Here is a 15,997-nt window from a genome sequence, read left to right as displayed (position 1 = left end):
AGTCCTGGAACTTAGCGACCGATTTCAAGCGCTTTGGAAACCATCGCTTTTGATGCATTCAGAGCTGTTACATTGGCTTCGTACGAGCGTGTTGCGGAAATCATGTCAACCATTTCTTTCATAATGTCTACATTTGGCATATATACATAGCCATCTTTATCAGCATCCGGGTGACCCGGATTGTACACAGGCTTCAAAGGTGACTGATCTTCCTGAATCTGCGCAACCTTAACGCCGGCGGCACCTGTGCTGTTTCCTTCCATTTGAGCCTTCAAAACATCGGCAAAGCCAGATTGGTTCGGCTCCAAAACAACCGTTTTTCTCCGATATGGAATTGCTTGTCCATTCTCCACTCTGGCCCGAGTTGTCTCTGCGTTGGCGATGTTACTTGATATAACGTCCATCCGCAGGCGTTGGGCCGTAAGTGCAGATGCGCTAATATCAAAGCCGTTGTTAATCTTCACCTAGTCCTATCTCCCTTCCACCGCTGTTCTCATCATTTTGATACGTTCAGAAATTTCCTGGATGTAGGTATTATATCTCAGTTGATTTTCAGCCATAAGACTCATTTCTCTGTCAATATCTACGTTGTTCATATTATTATTCATGACTGAGTACCCATCTTTGGTAACCACAGCATCCGGAATGGAGTTCACAGGTCCTATTTGAAAATGTCTTGCATTGGTAACCTTTCCATGCAGTGGTGTTACATTACCGTCCATTTGCTGCTGAAGCAGTTCTTCAAATGAAACCTCCGAACGCTTGAAATACGGGGTGTCCGCATTGGAAATGTTGTCGGCTATCACGCGTTGTCTCGTATTTGCCGCCTGTACACCTGCCTGAAGCTTTTGGAAGCTCACATCACCTAGCAGATTCATTTAGCTCCTCCCTTCCAACGTCTACTCCAAAGTAAGATTCAATAAAACAAGATTTTTTACTTTTTTTCGACAATTAAATTTCATAATTATACATTTCTCTTAGGTCTTAAGTAGAAAATAATTGCTTTCTGTCATATATTCTAAGTTTCGTAGAGTTGGGACCTAATTACAATAAGAAAAAAGCCCTATCTTTTTTAAAAAAGAGGGCTTTAGATGCATAAAATGTTAAATTTTTCAGGTTTTTTTCATGGGAATGGACGTTTTTTTAGCACTTTACACCTGTAAAAGATTACACGTCCTACTTTTGGAATAGACAGATAAATCATCAACTTGACTTTCATCTAGGTCTATATAACGGTGCAAGATAGTGTTATTCTGGACCCCGCACCCTATTTTTAGAAACATAACTCATAAAATATACTGACTAAGGTCCCTGTTTTGGGCAATATCACCCAGCTTCTCACGTACATATTCGGGAGTAATAATCATACGATCCAATGTAAGCTCAGGAGCTTCGAAGGATAGATCCTCCAGCAGCTTTTCTAAAATGGTATGCAGGCGGCGTGCTCCGATATTTTCCGTGTTCCGATTTACGGACTCGGCAATGCTGGCAATCTCACGGATCGCATCCGTTGAAAATTCAACCTCGATCTCTTCAGTACGGAGCAGATCCGTATATTGCTTAGTCAGCGCATTTTTAGGCTCTGTCAATATCGACACAAACTCATCCAGGGTCAAGCTGCTCAGCTCGACACGGATAGGAAAACGGCCTTGAAGCTCAGGAATGAGGTCAGATGGCTTGGCGACATGAAAGGCCCCAGCTGCAATAAACAGAATGTAATCCGTTCTTACCGGACCGTATTTAGTCATAATGGTAGATCCCTCGACAATAGGCAAAATGTCACGCTGGACGCCCTCTCTCGAAACGTCGGGTCCACTACCCTTGCCCTGACTCGCAATCTTATCTATTTCATCAATGAAAATAATACCGGACTGTTCAGCACGTTTCACGGACTCCTGGATCACATCATCCATGTCGATCAGCTTGGCGGCCTCATCCTGAATCAGAACCTTACGGGCTTCCTTCACGGATAACTTGCGTTTTTTAGTTCGCTTGGGTAGAAAGCTTCCGAACATCTCTTGCATATTCATACCCATTTGTTCATTTCCTTGCCCGGCAAACATATCGAGCATATTGGGTGCGGTATCCTCTACATCAATCTCTATGACCTCATCCTCAAGCTTACCGGATAGCAGATCGAATTTAACCTTACGTCGTTTTTCTGCCAAGGAAGCATCCTGTTGTGGTGATTCTTCTTCAACTGAAGTTCCCGGGTTGTTACCGAACAGCATTTCAAAGGGATTACGCTGCGATTTGTTGGACTTCTCGGCAGGTACGAGGATATTGACAATCCGTTCATTGGCCATATCCTCTGCTTTGTCCTTCACATTTTCTGTTCGTTCCGCCTTAACGATGCGTATGGAGGTTTCCATCAGATCACGTACCATGGACTCCACATCACGACCGACGTAGCCCACTTCTGTAAATTTGGTCGCTTCAATCTTGACAAAAGGAGCTCCCACGAGCCGTGCAAGTCTACGAGCAATCTCCGTTTTACCTACACCTGTCGGCCCAATCATCAGAATATTTTTAGGCACAATCTCATCCCGGACATCATCCGGCAGCTTGCTACGACGATATCGGTTGCGCAAAGCAACAGCCACAGATTTTTTAGCCTGCTTTTGTCCGACAATATACTTATCCAGCTCGGATACAATTTGTCTGGGCGTCAACGATTGATTTTTCATTTTGCATTCCTCCACCCTTGAATACTCAGAGCCGATTTACAGTTCTTCCACGATAATCTGATTGTTTGTATATACGCATATTTCTGAAGCGACTTCTAAAGCCTCCCGTGCCATATCCTTTGCATCCATATCAGTTCCATGACGTTTGAACGCCCGAGCGGCTGCCAATGCAAAATTACCACCTGAGCCAATCGCAAGCACATCATCGTCCGGCTCGATAATTTCTCCACCCCCGGAGATGAGCAGCATCCCGGAGGCATCCATTACAATCATCAACGCCTCCAGCTTGCGCAGAATACGATCCTGTCGCCAGTCCTTGGCCAGTTCCACAGCAGCCCGTTGCAAATTGCCGTGATGCTCTTCCAGCTTACTTTCAAACTTTTCAAATAATGTGATGGCATCGGCCACCGAACCCGCAAATCCTGCAACAACCTGCCCGCGATACAGTCTGCGTACTTTTTTAGCCGTCTGCTTCATTACAACACTGTTACCGAACGTTACCTGTCCATCACCCGCAATAGCTCCTTTGCCATTGTGGCGTACAGCGCAGATGGTGGTAGCATGAAAGGACATATCCATAACGCGCTCCTCCTTTTCCTTCATCCTTATGCCTGTACTTCAGCTGACATAACTCCCGTTTCACCAATGTAACGGCGCAAGCTTTCCAGCGCGCGATTAGCGAGCGCTTCGTTTTTTTCCTTCTTATTGCGAATTCGTGTCTCCAGTTTAGGCAGCAGACCGAAGTTTGCATTCATCGGCTGAAAATGCTTGAAATCTGCGGTCGTAATATAACGCGCCATGCTGCCCAGTGTCGTTTCTGCAGGAAATACAAACATTTCCTGTGCACGTGCCGCACGTGCCGCATTCATTCCCGCGAGCAAACCTGAAGCTGCTGACTCTACATACCCCTCTACGCCAGTCATTTGCCCGGCAAAGAACAAATTGCTTCTCCCCTTGAATTGATAAGTTGGATGAAGCTGCTGAGGAGAATTAATAAAGGTATTACGATGCATGACACCATAACGTACAAACTCTGCATTTTCGAGTCCCGGTATCATGGAAAATACACGTTTTTGCTCCCCCCATTTGAGGTGAGTCTGGAAACCAACCAGATTATACAGCGTGCCTGCAGCGTTATCCTGACGAAGCTGAACAACTGCATACGGCAGTTCGCCTGTATGTGGATTTACCAAGCCAACTGGCTTCATGGGTCCGAACAATGCCGTCTGTTTTCCACGCTGCATCATCACTTCGATAGGCATACAGCCCTCGAAATATATTTCTTTTTCAAATTCCTTAACCTGTGCCACCTCTGCCGTAATTAAGGCCTCATAAAAAGCGTCAAATTCTGCCTCGTTCATTGGACAATTCAAGTAAGCTGCTTCTCCCTTATCGTAACGGGAAGCCAGATAAACCTTGCTCATGTCAATGGAGTCCTTTTCGACAATCGGAGCTGCAGCATCGTAAAAATAAAAATACTCCTCTCCCATCAGCGATTTAATCTGTTCTGACAAAGCCGGAGAAGTTAAAGGCCCCGTTGCAATGACCACAATGCCATCCTGTGGAATTTCCTGTAGCTCTTCATTTACGACCTCAATCAGCGGATGCTGATGAAGCGTATCTGTAATATGGCCGGAAAATCCGTCACGATCCACTGCCAACGCGCCACCAGCTGGAACAGCATGACGATCCGCTGCGCTCAAAATCAAGGAATTCAGCATTCTCATTTCTTCCTTCAGCACGCCTACCGCGTTCGTTAGGCCGTTCGCACGTAAGGAATTACTGCACACCAATTCGGCAAATTTATCTGTATGATGTGCCGGTGTTTTTACCACCGGCCTCATTTCATACAACTTAACAGGTACTCCACGGCTTGCAATTTGCCAAGCAGCTTCACTGCCCGCCAAACCTGCCCCGATGACCGTTACCTTTTGCATTTCACTCACGTTTAAATCCCCCTGCTATTGTTGTTCTTATGAAGTCTCTACACTCTCATCGCTCTCTTCCAGCATTTCGCTGTGATCGCAGACGGTACAGTTGAGCTTCGTTCCCTGTTTCGTTCGTTTTTCAACCATTAGACCACTACAGCTTGGACAAGGCTTAATGGACGGTTTATCCCACGATACAAAATCACATTCCGGGTAGCGGTCACAACCATAGAATACACGTCCTTTTTTACTCCGTCGTTCAACGACATGGCCCTCACCGCATGTAGGACAAGTGATCCCGATATCCTTGACAATCGGCTTTGTGTTGCGGCAATCCGGGAAGGCAGAGCAGGCCAGAAATTTACCAAAGCGGCCTAGCTTATACACCATTGGGCTGCCACATTTATCACAGATGACATCAGACACTTCATCCTTGATCTCAATTTCCTTCATCTCTTCCTCTGCCACTTCCAGACGCTTCTCAAATGACTCGTAAAAATCACTCAAGACTTTAACCCAATTTCCTTCTCCCTCTTCTACGTGGTCAAGATCATCTTCCATATTGGCTGTAAACTCCACATTCAGAATCTCAGGAAAGAACTCCTCCATCTGCTCAATAACCAATTCCCCCAGCTCTGTAGGGAAGAACTTCTTCTCCTCAATAGCGACGTAACCGCGCTTCTGAATGGTCTCCAGCGTAGGTGCATACGTACTCGGGCGTCCTATACCCAATTCTTCCAGCGTTTTGACCAGTCGTGCTTCCGTATAACGAGGAGGCGGTTGTGTAAAATGCTGCTTGGGTTCAACCGATTCTTTTTTGAGCTTATCGCCCGGTTGAAGTGGTGGCAGCAGCTTATCTTCTTCGGTTTTACCGTCGTCATTCCCCTCTACATACACTTTCATGAAGCCTGGAAAACGAACCTTAGAACCGGCTGCCCGGAATATCGTCTCACCTGCTTCAATATCAACAGACAAGGTATCCATAATAGCGGAAGCCATCTGGCTCGCCATAAAACGTTCCCATACCAGTTTGTACAACCGGAACTGATCCCGACTCATAAACGGCTTAACGGTTTCCGGATCACGCAAGGCGGAGGTTGGACGAATCGCTTCATGCGCATCCTGAGCGTTGGCCGATTTTTTGGAATACTGACGAGGACTTTCTGGCACAAAATCTTCGCCATATTTTTGAATGATGATTTCCTTTGCTTCCTCTTGAGCCAAAGCGGCGATCCGTGTGGAATCCGTACGCATATACGTAATCAGACCCACGGTTCCTTCTTTACCCAAATCAACACCCTCGTATAGCTGCTGAGCTACAGACATCGTTTTGGATGCACGGAAGTTAAGCTTTCGAGCCGCCTCTTGCTGTAATGAACTTGTTGTAAAGGGTGGAGAAGGATTGCGCAGACGTTCTTTCTCCTTCACATCACGTACCTTGTAGGACGATTTGCCAATCGCCTCCAATACCTCCTGTACGTCTGCTTCGCTGGAAAGCTCTTTCTTTTCACCGCGCAGCTTATGGAATTTTGCTTCAAAGGTGCTATCCTTAATAGCTAGCTTGGCTGTGATCGTCCAGTATTCTTCCGGTACAAACTCACTTATCTCGGTCTCCCGATCCAAAATAATTTTCACCGCAACGGACTGCACACGACCTGCGGATAGACCTTTCTTTACCTTTTTCCACAGAAGCGGACTGATTTTATATCCGACAAGCCGATCCAGGATACGTCTGGCCTGCTGGGCATTGACCAGATCCATATTGATTTTACGTGGTGTTTTAAAAGCATCCTTAACAGCCTGCTTTGTAATTTCATTAAATACAACACGGCAATCCGCTGTATCGTCCAGTTCCAGCGCATGTGCCAGATGCCAAGCGATAGCCTCGCCTTCGCGATCCGGGTCAGCCGCCAGATATACTTTTTTTACTTTTTTTCGGGCATCCTTTAATTCTTTTAGAATTGAGCCTTTACCTCGAATGGTAATGTATTTGGGATTAAAATCATTTTCGACCTCTACGCCGATCTGGCTCTTCGGTAAATCCCTGATATGACCCATGGAAGCCTTGACGATATATTTGCTGCCTAAGTATTTGCCGATCGTCTTCGCCTTGGAAGGCGATTCCACGATGACGAGTGAATCCGCCATAGGCCTTTCCTCCTCTCGATTACATACATGAATAGGATAGTCTTCCTGAAATGTGGTGAGCTATAGTTCGTGAGAAGCTGCGCGATAGATTTGATCTTACAATTGCTGCTGCTTTTCAAGATTCAAATTCAATGCTTCGCGCTAGTACGAGCTATAAATTCAACACATTTCAGGAAGTGCGGAGGGAGCAGGAACCCGCGGTGCGGATGAATGCAGTACTTCCCTCCACCTGATGTTTAAAATTGAAATTGTACAATTACCAACTAAGGACTTTGCAAAATCAACTATTAAATAAGCTTGTATTTTGTGCCCGCCAGCTGGGCGATCCTTTTTTTTATGATTAACGATAACAGAACTGCGTGTAAAAGTCCAAAATCCCATCCAGTGGCTTCAAGCAGTTCATCCAATGTCATGGTCCCCTGTTCCAGCAACAACACGACACGATTCTCCTCGGGAGTTTCACTTTCTGGTGTTTTCGAGATCTCACTTGCATTGAGGCCCTGCTCTCTATTGTATGAAGAAACATCACTTGTACGCAAATCTGCTGCATACTCTTCGATAATATCCGAAGCTTCAGTGACCGTTTTGGCCCCTTGCTTAATCAGATTCAGCGTCCCTCTACTCTTCGGTGACGTAATCGGTCCGGGAACAGCAAACACATCTCGATTTGCCTCCAGTGCAGCGTCCGCTGTAATCAGAGAGCCACTTCTTGCATCTGCTTCGACGACAAGCGTCCCCTTCGTCAAGCCGGCAATAATCCGGTTACGCTGCGGAAACATTCCCGGATGCGACCTCGTGCCTGGTGGATACTCTGATACGATCAAGCCTCTGCTTGCCATCTCTGCAAATAAAGACGCATTTTGGGGCGGATAAATTTGATCAATCGCTGTTCCAAGCACACCAATTGTGTTTCCTCCCCGGCGCAACGCTGTTTCATGGCAAATACTGTCGATTCCTCTCGCCAATCCACTAACCACTGTAATCCCAGCATTACACAATCCCTCTGTTAGTATCTCCGCTGCTCTGCGTCCATAAGCAGTAGGAACGCGGGTTCCTACTATGGCTACAGCGCACGTATGCAAAAGTGATTTATCCCCTTTTGTATACATTACCCAAGGTGGGTCAATCGTTTCCTTCATTAATAAGGGATAATCCTCGTCTACATAAGTTATCGTTCCAATATCACCGGATTGAACTTGCTGATATCGTTCATGAACCCATTCTTCGTTGTAACACTGTGCCGCTAGTCGAGCCTGAGCAGAACTTAATCCTATCTCCATCCATTTCTGCTCACTAAAATCCAGCAGCTCGTGCAGTCGATAATCACTCGACCAAATACGCTGAATTGTTTTCCTTCCGATTCCCTCTAGTTCATGTAAACCTACCAAAAGCCATCTTTCTTCCAACCTGCGGTTCCCCCATTCACGGGAAGAGTGAACCCTCCCTTATTTTGTGGCACATTGAATCATTTTGCAAGCGTTTCCCTTGCAAGCCTGTCTCAACGCAAAGAAAAGCAACCTTTTCATCCCCTGTTTCAGAAGACAAAAAGGTTGCTTACCTTTCCTTCATTATACACTAGCAGGCAACAAATTTCGATTTGTTTTACAGCCCGCATATTAATGAAGAAACACGATTTAATGTGTCGTACACAAATTTAAAATTCCACGTGCCTCCAGCACACTAACCAGCGTCGAGCCCATTTCGGAGGGAGTCGGTGCCACCTTGATCCCGCAGGCTTCAAGTGTAGCAATCTTCTCCTTGGCTGTCCCTTTCCCACCGGAAATTATGGCACCAGCGTGCCCCATTCGTTTGCCCGGAGGTGCAGTCACACCGCCGATAAAACCAACCACCGGCTTTGTCATATTATCCCGAATCCACTCGGCAGCTTCCTCCTCGGCAGTACCACCGATTTCCCCGATCATAATAACAGCATGAGTTTTGGGGTCCTCATTGAAGCGTTGCAAAATATCAATGAATTCAGAACCTTTCACAGGATCACCGCCAATACCAACCGCGGAAGATTGTCCTATGCCCCGGGTTGTCAGCTGATGCACTGCCTCGTAGGTCAATGTACCACTACGTGACACAACACCTACATGTCCTGGCAGATGGATGTAACCAGGCATGATGCCGATTTTACACTCACCCGGCGTAATAACACCAGGACAGTTCGGGCCAATCAGAACAGTTTTTTTACCTTCCATAAAACGTTTGACCTTGATCATATCCAGCACCGGGATGCCCTCGGTAATACATATGACGAGATCTAGTTCCGCATCCACGGCTTCCAAAATGGAATCCGCTGCAAAAGCCGGCGGTACGTAAATAACGCTCGCAGTTGCACCCGTAGCTTCCTTTGCTTCGCTCACTGTGTTAAACACCGGCAACTTGACCTGTTGTCCATTCTCCAGTGTAATTTCCACCTCAGTGCCGCCTTTACCCGGAGAGGTGCCTCCTACCATCTGTGTGCCATAATCAAGCGCACCCTTAGCGTGAAACAACGCCGTTTTTCCCGTAATCCCCTGTGTAATCACCTTTGTATGCTTATCGACCAAAATACTCACGATCTTCACATCCCCTATCGTTTATTCGGCATATCGGAATGCAAACAGGCTATTGAACAAGTTCAACGATTTTTTGTGCGCCATCCGCCATGGAATCAGCTGCCACGATATTCAACCCGGATTCCGCTAAAATCTGTTTGCCCAACCCGACATTCGTCCCTTCAAGACGGACAACAAGCGGACGAGTCAGCCCCAATTGCTTGGCAGCCTCCACAACACCGTTCGCAATAATGTCACACTGCATAATTCCGCCGAAAATGTTCACGAAAATACCTTTTACCTTCGGATCAGCCAAAATGATTTTAAACGCTTCGGTGACCTTTTCCGTCGTCGCACCGCCCCCTACGTCCAGGAAGTTGGCAGGATCGCCACCGTAATATTTAATAATATCCATCGTTGCCATCGCCAAGCCAGCACCATTGACCATACAGCCAATATTTCCGTCGAGGGCGATATAGCTCAGATCGTATTTGGATGCCTCAATCTCCTTTTCATCCTCTTCATCCAAATCACGCAACTCCAAAATATCCTTGTGGCGGAACAACGCATTAGAATCGAAATTCAATTTGGCATCCAGTGCCATTACATTCCCATCACCTGTAACGACTAGAGGATTAATTTCTGCAATCGAACAGTCCTTGTCCACAAAAGCCTCGTACAATGCAAGCATAAACTTGACTGCTTTGTTTACCAGCTCATTAGGAATGTTAATGTCATAAGCCAGCTTCCGGGCCTGATACACTTGAAGCCCAATCGCTGGGTCAACGACTGCTTTAAAAATCTTCTCCGGAGTAGCCGCAGCTACCTCTTCAATTTCCGTACCGCCTTCTTCCGAGGCCATGATCACGATACGTCCGGTTGTACGATCTACAACAACACCGACGTAGTATTCTTTGCGAATATCGCAGCCTTCCTCTATCAAAAGGCGTTTGACCTCTTTACCTTCAGGTCCGGTCTGATGCGTCACCAGCACCTTCCCCAAAATTTCAGAGGCAAATGTTCGCACCTCATCCAAGCCTTTGGCTACCTTCACGCCACCCGCTTTACCACGTCCACCAGCATGAATTTGTGCTTTTACCACCGTAACAGCGCTTCCAAGCGCTTCTGCTGCGGCTACGGCTTCTTCCACCGTATAGGCAACCTTGCCATTCGGTACAGCCACTCCGTACTGCTTTAATACTTCTTTACCCTGATATTCATGGATATTCATTCTGGAATCCTCCTATCAACATGACTGCAACAAGGGTGGTTCACAAGGAAATCTATACTAAACCTACATCATTGTAACATGTTTTTAAAACGCTTTCCTTATAATTTAACCTTATGAATTACAGTATTTTGATATCATTATCATTCCCAAAATCGAATGTTTGGATATTAATGGGTATTTATTTTTAAACATTTTAATATAAAGGTACACAAAAAAAGGACCTCTCAAAATGGTTACTCATCCACCATTGAGAGGCACTTTATTTTATCAGGCATTCTTTCTTTCAGCTAAGCTCGACTTATGCAATCAGATTTTAATTGTAACTGAAAGTGCCTACTATGATTTTTCAATTTTCGCATTCGCCTGATGGACACGATCCAACAGATCATTGAACTGCAGTAGAAGCGAACCAAATTGATCGTGGGTCATATTCGTTTTTTCCTGAATACATCCCGGTACAGATAGAGCTTTTTCTCGCAATGCACTTCCCTCTGTCGTCAAAGAAATCAGCACTTTTCGCTCATCCTGAGTCGAACGCTTGCGATCAATCAACCCGGCGTTTTGCAATCTCTTTAATAGCGGAGTCAGTGTGCCGGAATCCAGGTACAACGCTTCACCCAATTCCTTCACAGTACATTCTTCACGCTCCCAGAGCACGATGAGCACCAAATATTGTGAATACGTCACACCAAGCTTATCCAGATAGGGCTGGTACAGCTTCGTGATCTCTCTGGAGCACGCATATATGGCAAAACATAACTGATTATCAAGTTTTAATGCTGCACCTTCATTATGATTATGGTCCATGTTGTAAGATCACCTACTTTCGTCACTATTTTAACACATTATATAGCAAAATACATGCTAATTGCACAAAATACTTTACAAGTAATAATTATTTTGTTAAATTAAATTGTATAAAATATAAATTGAGCGAGAGGCAGTGATTGGATTATGATGACCATTCAACAAAAAATGTATGAAACAACAGTAAAAGCGGTTGGTGGCCGTAACGGATATATTGAGTCTTCCTCCCCTGAACTTCGTTTAAATATTGATACGCCAAAAGAAATGGGTGGCGCAGGCGGTGCAGGAACAAATCCGGAGCAATTGTTCGCGGCAGGGTACTCCGCCTGCTTTGACAGTGCTTTAAATATGGTTGCCCGTATGCAACGTGTTAAGCACGAAGGTACCGAAGTAACAGCTACAGTCCAATTCGGTAAAGTGGAAGACGGCGGCTTCGGTATTGGAGTGAATCTTGACGTACTGGTTAAAGGTGTAGACCATGAGACAGCAGTAAAACTGGTAGAAGGCGCACATGACCAATGTCCATACTCCCGCGCTACCCGCGGAAATATTGAAGTGAAGCTGAACGTCCTGTAATTGAGATTTTATTGAGCAGGAGGCCAGTTTCTTCTCTAGTTGATTCAACATTATGAATAAACGAATTCACAGCACAGCCTCTTAGCCGTTCCCGGTTGAGAGGCTTTTTATCCCTTCGGCTGCCTGCTCATCAGAGGGCTCATAGCTAATGTTTTTTCCATCAAGTAACATGGTAGATGATGCATAATCGTATATACGAATTTGATATACTTATAGTATAATCACATTGTCATAATTTTTTTTACTTCTCCAGAACTTTGCGTCTGGAGCTTTTTTTTGCCCTTATATTTCTCCAATTCGACATGCAAAGTTGTTTATTTAAAAAATGATGGAGTGCAACCACTTTATTTCATATTAGTCCTCGGTAATACTAGCGCTTGCCCTGTCCATATTCCGATATTGAATAGCTTCGGCAACATGCGAGGCTTTGATTTTTTCTGACTCATTTAAGTCCGCAATGGTACGAGACAGCTTGAGAATTCGATCATATGCACGCATACTTAAACCAAGTGCATCCATCGTCTGATTGAGCAGCTCAGCCGCGCTCTGTTCCAATACCGCATATTTACGCAGCATCTGCCCCGACAACTCACTATTCCATGAAAAAGAAAGCTTGCCGTATCTGCGGATTTGTATCGCCTGTGCAGCCAGCACCTGCCTTCGCATTTCAGCCGACGACAACGATTCCTTTTCCTCCCGCCAATCCTTCGGCTGCGATACTTCAAGCTGAAGATCAATCCGATCCAGTAGCGGACCGGAAATACGCGAACGGTAGCGGGCTACCGCAGAAGGTGAACAGGTACAACGTTGATGTTCCATGTCACTGCCGAAAAAGCCACAGTGACATGGATTTAAGGAGGCGGCAAGTAAAAAATGCGCCGGATATTTAAAAACAGCACGTGATCGACTGATTGTAACATTGCGGTCCTCCAACGGCTGACGCAGCACCTCTAGTACATGGCGGCTAAACTCAGGCAGCTCATCCAGAAATAAAATTCCCCGGTGGGCAAGGCTGATTTCTCCCGGCTTTGGGATACCTCCACCCCCCACCAATCCAGCAGCAGAAATCGTATGATGAGGAGAACGGAAGGGTCGAATGTTCATCAGATGGGGCGATGACTCCTTCCACTTCCCGGCGGCACTGTATATTTTGGTCACTTCTAGCGCCTCCTTTTCAGTCAAGGGCGGCAGGATGGACGGCAGCCTGCGGATAAGCATCGTTTTTCCGGCACCTGGTGGTCCCATAAGAATGATATTATGCATTCCAGCCGCAGCGATAACCAACGCACGTTTGGCGTGTAGCTGGCCAAGCACATCGCTATAATCCTCCATACTGCTGATGATCTCTTGTTCCTCACGCAGCGATACATGCTCTGCCTGAGTTAAATGGTCATAGGAATGAATTATCACCTGTTGTCTGACTGTAGGCTTTTCTGGACTAGACTTCGCAATGTGGTTCATAGCTGATTTAGAGGCTTGGTCTGTCATTTGATTCGTGACTTCGTTCATATCCTGATCGTAAGCTGGATGAGGTACAGAATGAGAACTTAGATCAGTCGCTTGACCCCCGACAGTGCTTTGTTCATGATCTTTAACCGGGATGAGGTCTGCCAGATGACGAATAGCGTAAATACGTATATCCGTGATCAGACGGGCCTCCCTCGCATTTTCCTCAGGAAGCAGCACCGAATGGAACCCTTCTCGCTTAGCAAGATCAACCATGGACAGCACCCCGTTCACAGGACGAATGCTACCATCCAACGCCAGCTCACCAATAAATAACGTCCTTTCCCCTACGGGTAAAACAACCTGTCGACTGGTTGTCAGCAACCCCAAAGCGATAGCAAGATCGAAAGCCGAGCCTTCCTTACGCAAATCAGCAGGGGCTAAATTAATCGTTACACGCTGGGACGGATATTTGAAGCCGCAGTTTTTGATTGCTGCTCGCACACGCTCTACTGCCTCCCGAATCGCCGAATCCGGCAATCCGATAATGGCAGTCTGTGGCAAGCCATTGGACAAATCCGTCTCTACCTCAATCAGAACACCATCTATTCCATACAAACAAGCTCCGTGCAGTTTTCCATACATAACAAAAAAGCACCTCTCCTCATATTGAAATGTCTCCCAAATAGGAATCATTGCATATATGAAAAAAGGTGCTTCCAAATTTTCATTCATTGCAAATATAATGTTCCAAAATTCAATTCCAAAGCAGGCTTTTATAAGTCTTAATTAAGATTATCTGACCACAGATTATTTGTCAAACAGGGTCAGCTTATCAGCTGCCGATGTACGTGGTCTTGGTTCAGGGATAACCTCAGGATAGCCTGCATAGATCATCCCGATAACCTTTTCACCCGGTTGAATTCCCAAGGGTTCACGGAATTTAGGCGAATACAAAAATGGTTTTGTCACCCAAAACGTTCCGATTCCCTTACTCCATGCAGCAAGCATAAAGTTTTGCACAAGAGCGCTGACCGCTGCAAAATCCTCATCCCAAACCGCCTGACGCGGATCTTCTTCCAGCACAACTAAAAGCTGAATGGGGTTGTGCAAAATACCGCTCTCAAACTTGTTATCCTTACCCACATCGGCCGCGATAGCTTCTGCAAGCTTTTTCCGCCCTTTACCAGCAAACAGCAAAAAACGCCACGGCTCACGCATTTTATGATTAGGAGCCCATACAGCGATGTCCAGCAGTTCTTGGATGGTGTCCACCGGAATGGAATCAGCTTTGAATTTTTTAATTGTGCGGCGTTCCTGAATTACATCTATGACATGTTCACTAAAAGCCTGCTTTGTCACGTATATCCTCCTTCATAGATACAACTTTCAGATATCCATTAGATGATGAAAATGATAACCATTATCAATAGAATATACCGTTAGCTTTCCTTTCTGTCAACCTGTATATATGGAATTTCAAGTTCGCCTGTTAACCTTATAATAAGGTTCTCGCCCCTTTTAGAACACATTTTAGAACGCATCAATGAAATGGTCCGTAACAACAGCCGCTTCCTCGGTCAATCGTACAGCCAGCATATCAAAACGGATTGGAGCATCTCCAATCCCATTCATATATAAATATACAGCGGCTGTTTGGCGAACCTGGGTTATTTTACGTGCGGTGACCGATTCTGCTGGGGTTCCATATTTGGAGCTGCTTCGACTACGTACTTCAATAAATACAAATGTGTCCTCCTGCTTGGCAATCAAATCCAGTTCACCGCTTCGGCAACGCCAATTACGCGCTATGATATGGTAACCCAGGTCTTCCAAAAATAAAGCCGCTGCTTGTTCACCCATCGTCCCTCTAGCTTTTCGCTGATCCTTGCCTCCGGCCCTCATTTCATTTCCCATCCCCCATCATCCCTCGGAGCAAGCCTATCCATTTGGTATATATAGGTAAGAACTTCTGCTACCAACTGATAGAGCTCCGCAGGAATTTGTTCGTCCAAATCAAGCTTGGACAATACCTCAACCAGCGCAGCATCCTCCTGTACGGGAACACCATGTTCTTTGGCTTTTTCTAAAATGCTATCTGCAATGCGGCCGCTCCCCTTGGCAACGACAAGCGGTGCTTCGTTCTCACCGGGCGTATATTTAAGAGCGACCGCCTTCTTCCTGGAAGGAGAGGGAGCTTCCAACGGCTCTTTCATATTTTAAGATCGACTCCTTTATACGGCTGGGGTACATAGCTTTGTACCTCGGAAGAGACGGGACTGTCCGGTTCAGTTCTGATGGGCATAGGCTCGGTACGAAGCGATAGAAGCTGGTATCCTAATGACTCCAGCGCCGCATTTATGGATTCACGCCCGCTGGTTAACAGCGAAGCGGCCCACTCCTGATCATTATGGAGCTTGAGACTCACAATCCGGTCCACGACTTGTACATCCACTAACGTCGGTCCAAGCCCCTTCATGTCCAAATCAAACCAAAGACGACAGTTGGATGAATCCAGCTCCCCCCGTTTGCCACGACGAGACTGAATCTGAATTGCAGCTGTTTCACGACCGTCTGGTCCGACAAACGGAATAAACATGTGTACTTGTGCAAAAGGAGCCGTCCGGTCCG

At 46.0% G+C, this 15,997-nt stretch carries 15 protein-coding genes and 1 pseudogene; 1 reads left to right on the top strand and 15 read right to left on the bottom strand.

From position 1 onward, the window contains the following. Positions 1 to 11 precede the first annotated feature (11 nt). From flgC to L693_RS0116775, 10 genes are all read right to left on the bottom strand, one after another. Positions 12 to 464, bottom strand: coding sequence for a flagellar basal body rod protein FlgC (flgC, locus tag L693_RS0116820; RefSeq protein ID WP_025718472.1), 453 nt, complete (start codon positions 462 to 464; stop codon positions 12 to 14). Between the two features lie 6 nt (positions 465 to 470). Further along, positions 471 to 878, bottom strand: coding sequence for a flagellar basal body rod protein FlgB (gene flgB / locus L693_RS0116815; RefSeq protein WP_025718470.1), 408 nt, complete (start codon positions 876 to 878; stop codon positions 471 to 473). Positions 879 to 1,286: 408 nt separating this feature from the next. Then, entirely contained in the window at positions 1,287 to 2,687 is a 1,401-nt protein-coding gene (gene hslU, locus L693_RS0116810) for an ATP-dependent protease ATPase subunit HslU (RefSeq protein ID WP_025718468.1), read from the bottom strand. A gap of 36 nt (positions 2,688 to 2,723) precedes the next feature. After that, the gene (gene hslV / locus L693_RS0116805; RefSeq protein ID WP_025718466.1) at positions 2,724 to 3,266 is read right to left on the bottom strand and encodes an ATP-dependent protease subunit HslV; all 543 of its coding nucleotides are present in this window, start codon (positions 3,264 to 3,266) and stop codon (positions 2,724 to 2,726) included. 26 nt (positions 3,267 to 3,292) lie between these two features. Next, complete coding sequence (trmFO, locus tag L693_RS0116800; RefSeq protein ID WP_025718464.1) at positions 3,293 to 4,633, bottom strand: FADH(2)-oxidizing methylenetetrahydrofolate--tRNA-(uracil(54)-C(5))-methyltransferase TrmFO; 1,341 nt, start codon at positions 4,631 to 4,633, stop codon at positions 3,293 to 3,295. Positions 4,634 to 4,660: 27 nt separating this feature from the next. Then, positions 4,661 to 6,763: a type I DNA topoisomerase gene (gene topA / locus L693_RS0116795; protein WP_025718462.1), complete on the bottom strand. Its 2,103-nt coding sequence runs from the start codon at positions 6,761 to 6,763 to the stop codon at positions 4,661 to 4,663. 287 nt (positions 6,764 to 7,050) lie between these two features. Continuing rightward, positions 7,051 to 8,169 carry a DNA-processing protein DprA gene (gene dprA, locus L693_RS0116790; RefSeq protein ID WP_025718460.1) on the bottom strand — a complete coding sequence of 373 codons (1,119 nt, stop codon included), beginning with the start codon at positions 8,167 to 8,169 and terminating at the stop codon, positions 7,051 to 7,053. 228 nt (positions 8,170 to 8,397) lie between these two features. After that, positions 8,398 to 9,327: a succinate--CoA ligase subunit alpha gene (gene sucD, locus L693_RS0116785; protein ID WP_025718458.1), complete on the bottom strand. Its 930-nt coding sequence runs from the start codon at positions 9,325 to 9,327 to the stop codon at positions 8,398 to 8,400. Between the two features lie 49 nt (positions 9,328 to 9,376). Further along, the gene (sucC, locus tag L693_RS0116780; RefSeq protein WP_025718456.1) at positions 9,377 to 10,537 is read right to left on the bottom strand and encodes an ADP-forming succinate--CoA ligase subunit beta; all 1,161 of its coding nucleotides are present in this window, start codon (positions 10,535 to 10,537) and stop codon (positions 9,377 to 9,379) included. 336 nt (positions 10,538 to 10,873) lie between these two features. After that, the gene (locus tag L693_RS0116775; protein WP_025718455.1) at positions 10,874 to 11,344 is read right to left on the bottom strand and encodes a MarR family winged helix-turn-helix transcriptional regulator; all 471 of its coding nucleotides are present in this window, start codon (positions 11,342 to 11,344) and stop codon (positions 10,874 to 10,876) included. 147 nt (positions 11,345 to 11,491) lie between these two features. Here L693_RS0116775 and L693_RS0116770 point away from each other — a divergent pair, with 147 nt between their 5' ends. Next, complete coding sequence (locus tag L693_RS0116770; RefSeq protein ID WP_025718453.1) at positions 11,492 to 11,920, top strand: organic hydroperoxide resistance protein; 429 nt, start codon at positions 11,492 to 11,494, stop codon at positions 11,918 to 11,920. Positions 11,921 to 12,274: 354 nt separating this feature from the next. On the opposite strand, the gene L693_RS0116765 is transcribed toward L693_RS0116770, so the two are convergent. From L693_RS0116765 to L693_RS28230, 5 genes and pseudogenes are all read right to left on the bottom strand, one after another. Further along, positions 12,275 to 14,011: a YifB family Mg chelatase-like AAA ATPase gene (locus L693_RS0116765; protein ID WP_025718452.1), complete on the bottom strand. Its 1,737-nt coding sequence runs from the start codon at positions 14,009 to 14,011 to the stop codon at positions 12,275 to 12,277. 165 nt (positions 14,012 to 14,176) lie between these two features. Continuing rightward, on the bottom strand, positions 14,177 to 14,728 hold the full coding sequence (locus L693_RS0116760) for a nitroreductase family protein (RefSeq protein WP_025718450.1): 552 nt from the start codon (positions 14,726 to 14,728) through the stop codon (positions 14,177 to 14,179). Between the two features lie 171 nt (positions 14,729 to 14,899). Next, the gene (locus tag L693_RS0116755; RefSeq protein WP_025718448.1) at positions 14,900 to 15,283 is read right to left on the bottom strand and encodes a YraN family protein; all 384 of its coding nucleotides are present in this window, start codon (positions 15,281 to 15,283) and stop codon (positions 14,900 to 14,902) included. Continuing rightward, entirely contained in the window at positions 15,268 to 15,582 is a 315-nt protein-coding gene (locus tag L693_RS0116750; protein WP_025718447.1) for an EscU/YscU/HrcU family type III secretion system export apparatus switch protein, read from the bottom strand. Before L693_RS0116750 ends, L693_RS0116755 begins: the two co-directional genes overlap by 16 nt. After that, positions 15,579 to 15,997 (bottom strand): annotated as a pseudogene (locus L693_RS28230) (DNA ligase); the annotation flags it as partial. The gene L693_RS0116750 and the pseudogene L693_RS28230, both read right to left, overlap by 4 nt.

Origin of the sequence: Paenibacillus sp. 1-18, from assembly GCF_000520755.1 — a bacterium.
In the GTDB taxonomy this organism is placed as follows: Bacteria; Bacillota; Bacilli; order Paenibacillales; family Paenibacillaceae; genus Paenibacillus; species Paenibacillus brasilensis.
Note: the sequence above shows the minus strand (reverse complement) of the source record. Positions and strands in the feature narration are given on the sequence as shown.

Coding starts and splice junctions, on each gene's coding strand:
- flgB (WP_025718470.1), bottom strand. CDS start 878: ATGAATCTGCTAGGTGATGTGAGCTTCCAAAAGCTTCAGGCAGGTGTA.
- hslU (WP_025718468.1), bottom strand. CDS start 2,687: ATGAAAAATCAATCGTTGACGCCCAGACAAATTGTATCCGAGCTGGAT.
- hslV (WP_025718466.1), bottom strand. CDS start 3,266: ATGGATATGTCCTTTCATGCTACCACCATCTGCGCTGTACGCCACAAT.
- topA (WP_025718462.1), bottom strand. CDS start 6,763: ATGGCGGATTCACTCGTCATCGTGGAATCGCCTTCCAAGGCGAAGACG.
- sucC (WP_025718456.1), bottom strand. CDS start 10,537: ATGAATATCCATGAATATCAGGGTAAAGAAGTATTAAAGCAGTACGGA.
- L693_RS0116775 (WP_025718455.1), bottom strand. CDS start 11,344: ATGGACCATAATCATAATGAAGGTGCAGCATTAAAACTTGATAATCAG.
- L693_RS0116770 (WP_025718453.1), top strand. CDS start 11,492: ATGATGACCATTCAACAAAAAATGTATGAAACAACAGTAAAAGCGGTT.
- L693_RS0116765 (WP_025718452.1), bottom strand. CDS start 14,011: ATGTATGGAAAACTGCACGGAGCTTGTTTGTATGGAATAGATGGTGTT.
- L693_RS0116755 (WP_025718448.1), bottom strand. CDS start 15,283: ATGGGAAATGAAATGAGGGCCGGAGGCAAGGATCAGCGAAAAGCTAGA.
- L693_RS0116750 (WP_025718447.1), bottom strand. CDS start 15,582: ATGAAAGAGCCGTTGGAAGCTCCCTCTCCTTCCAGGAAGAAGGCGGTC.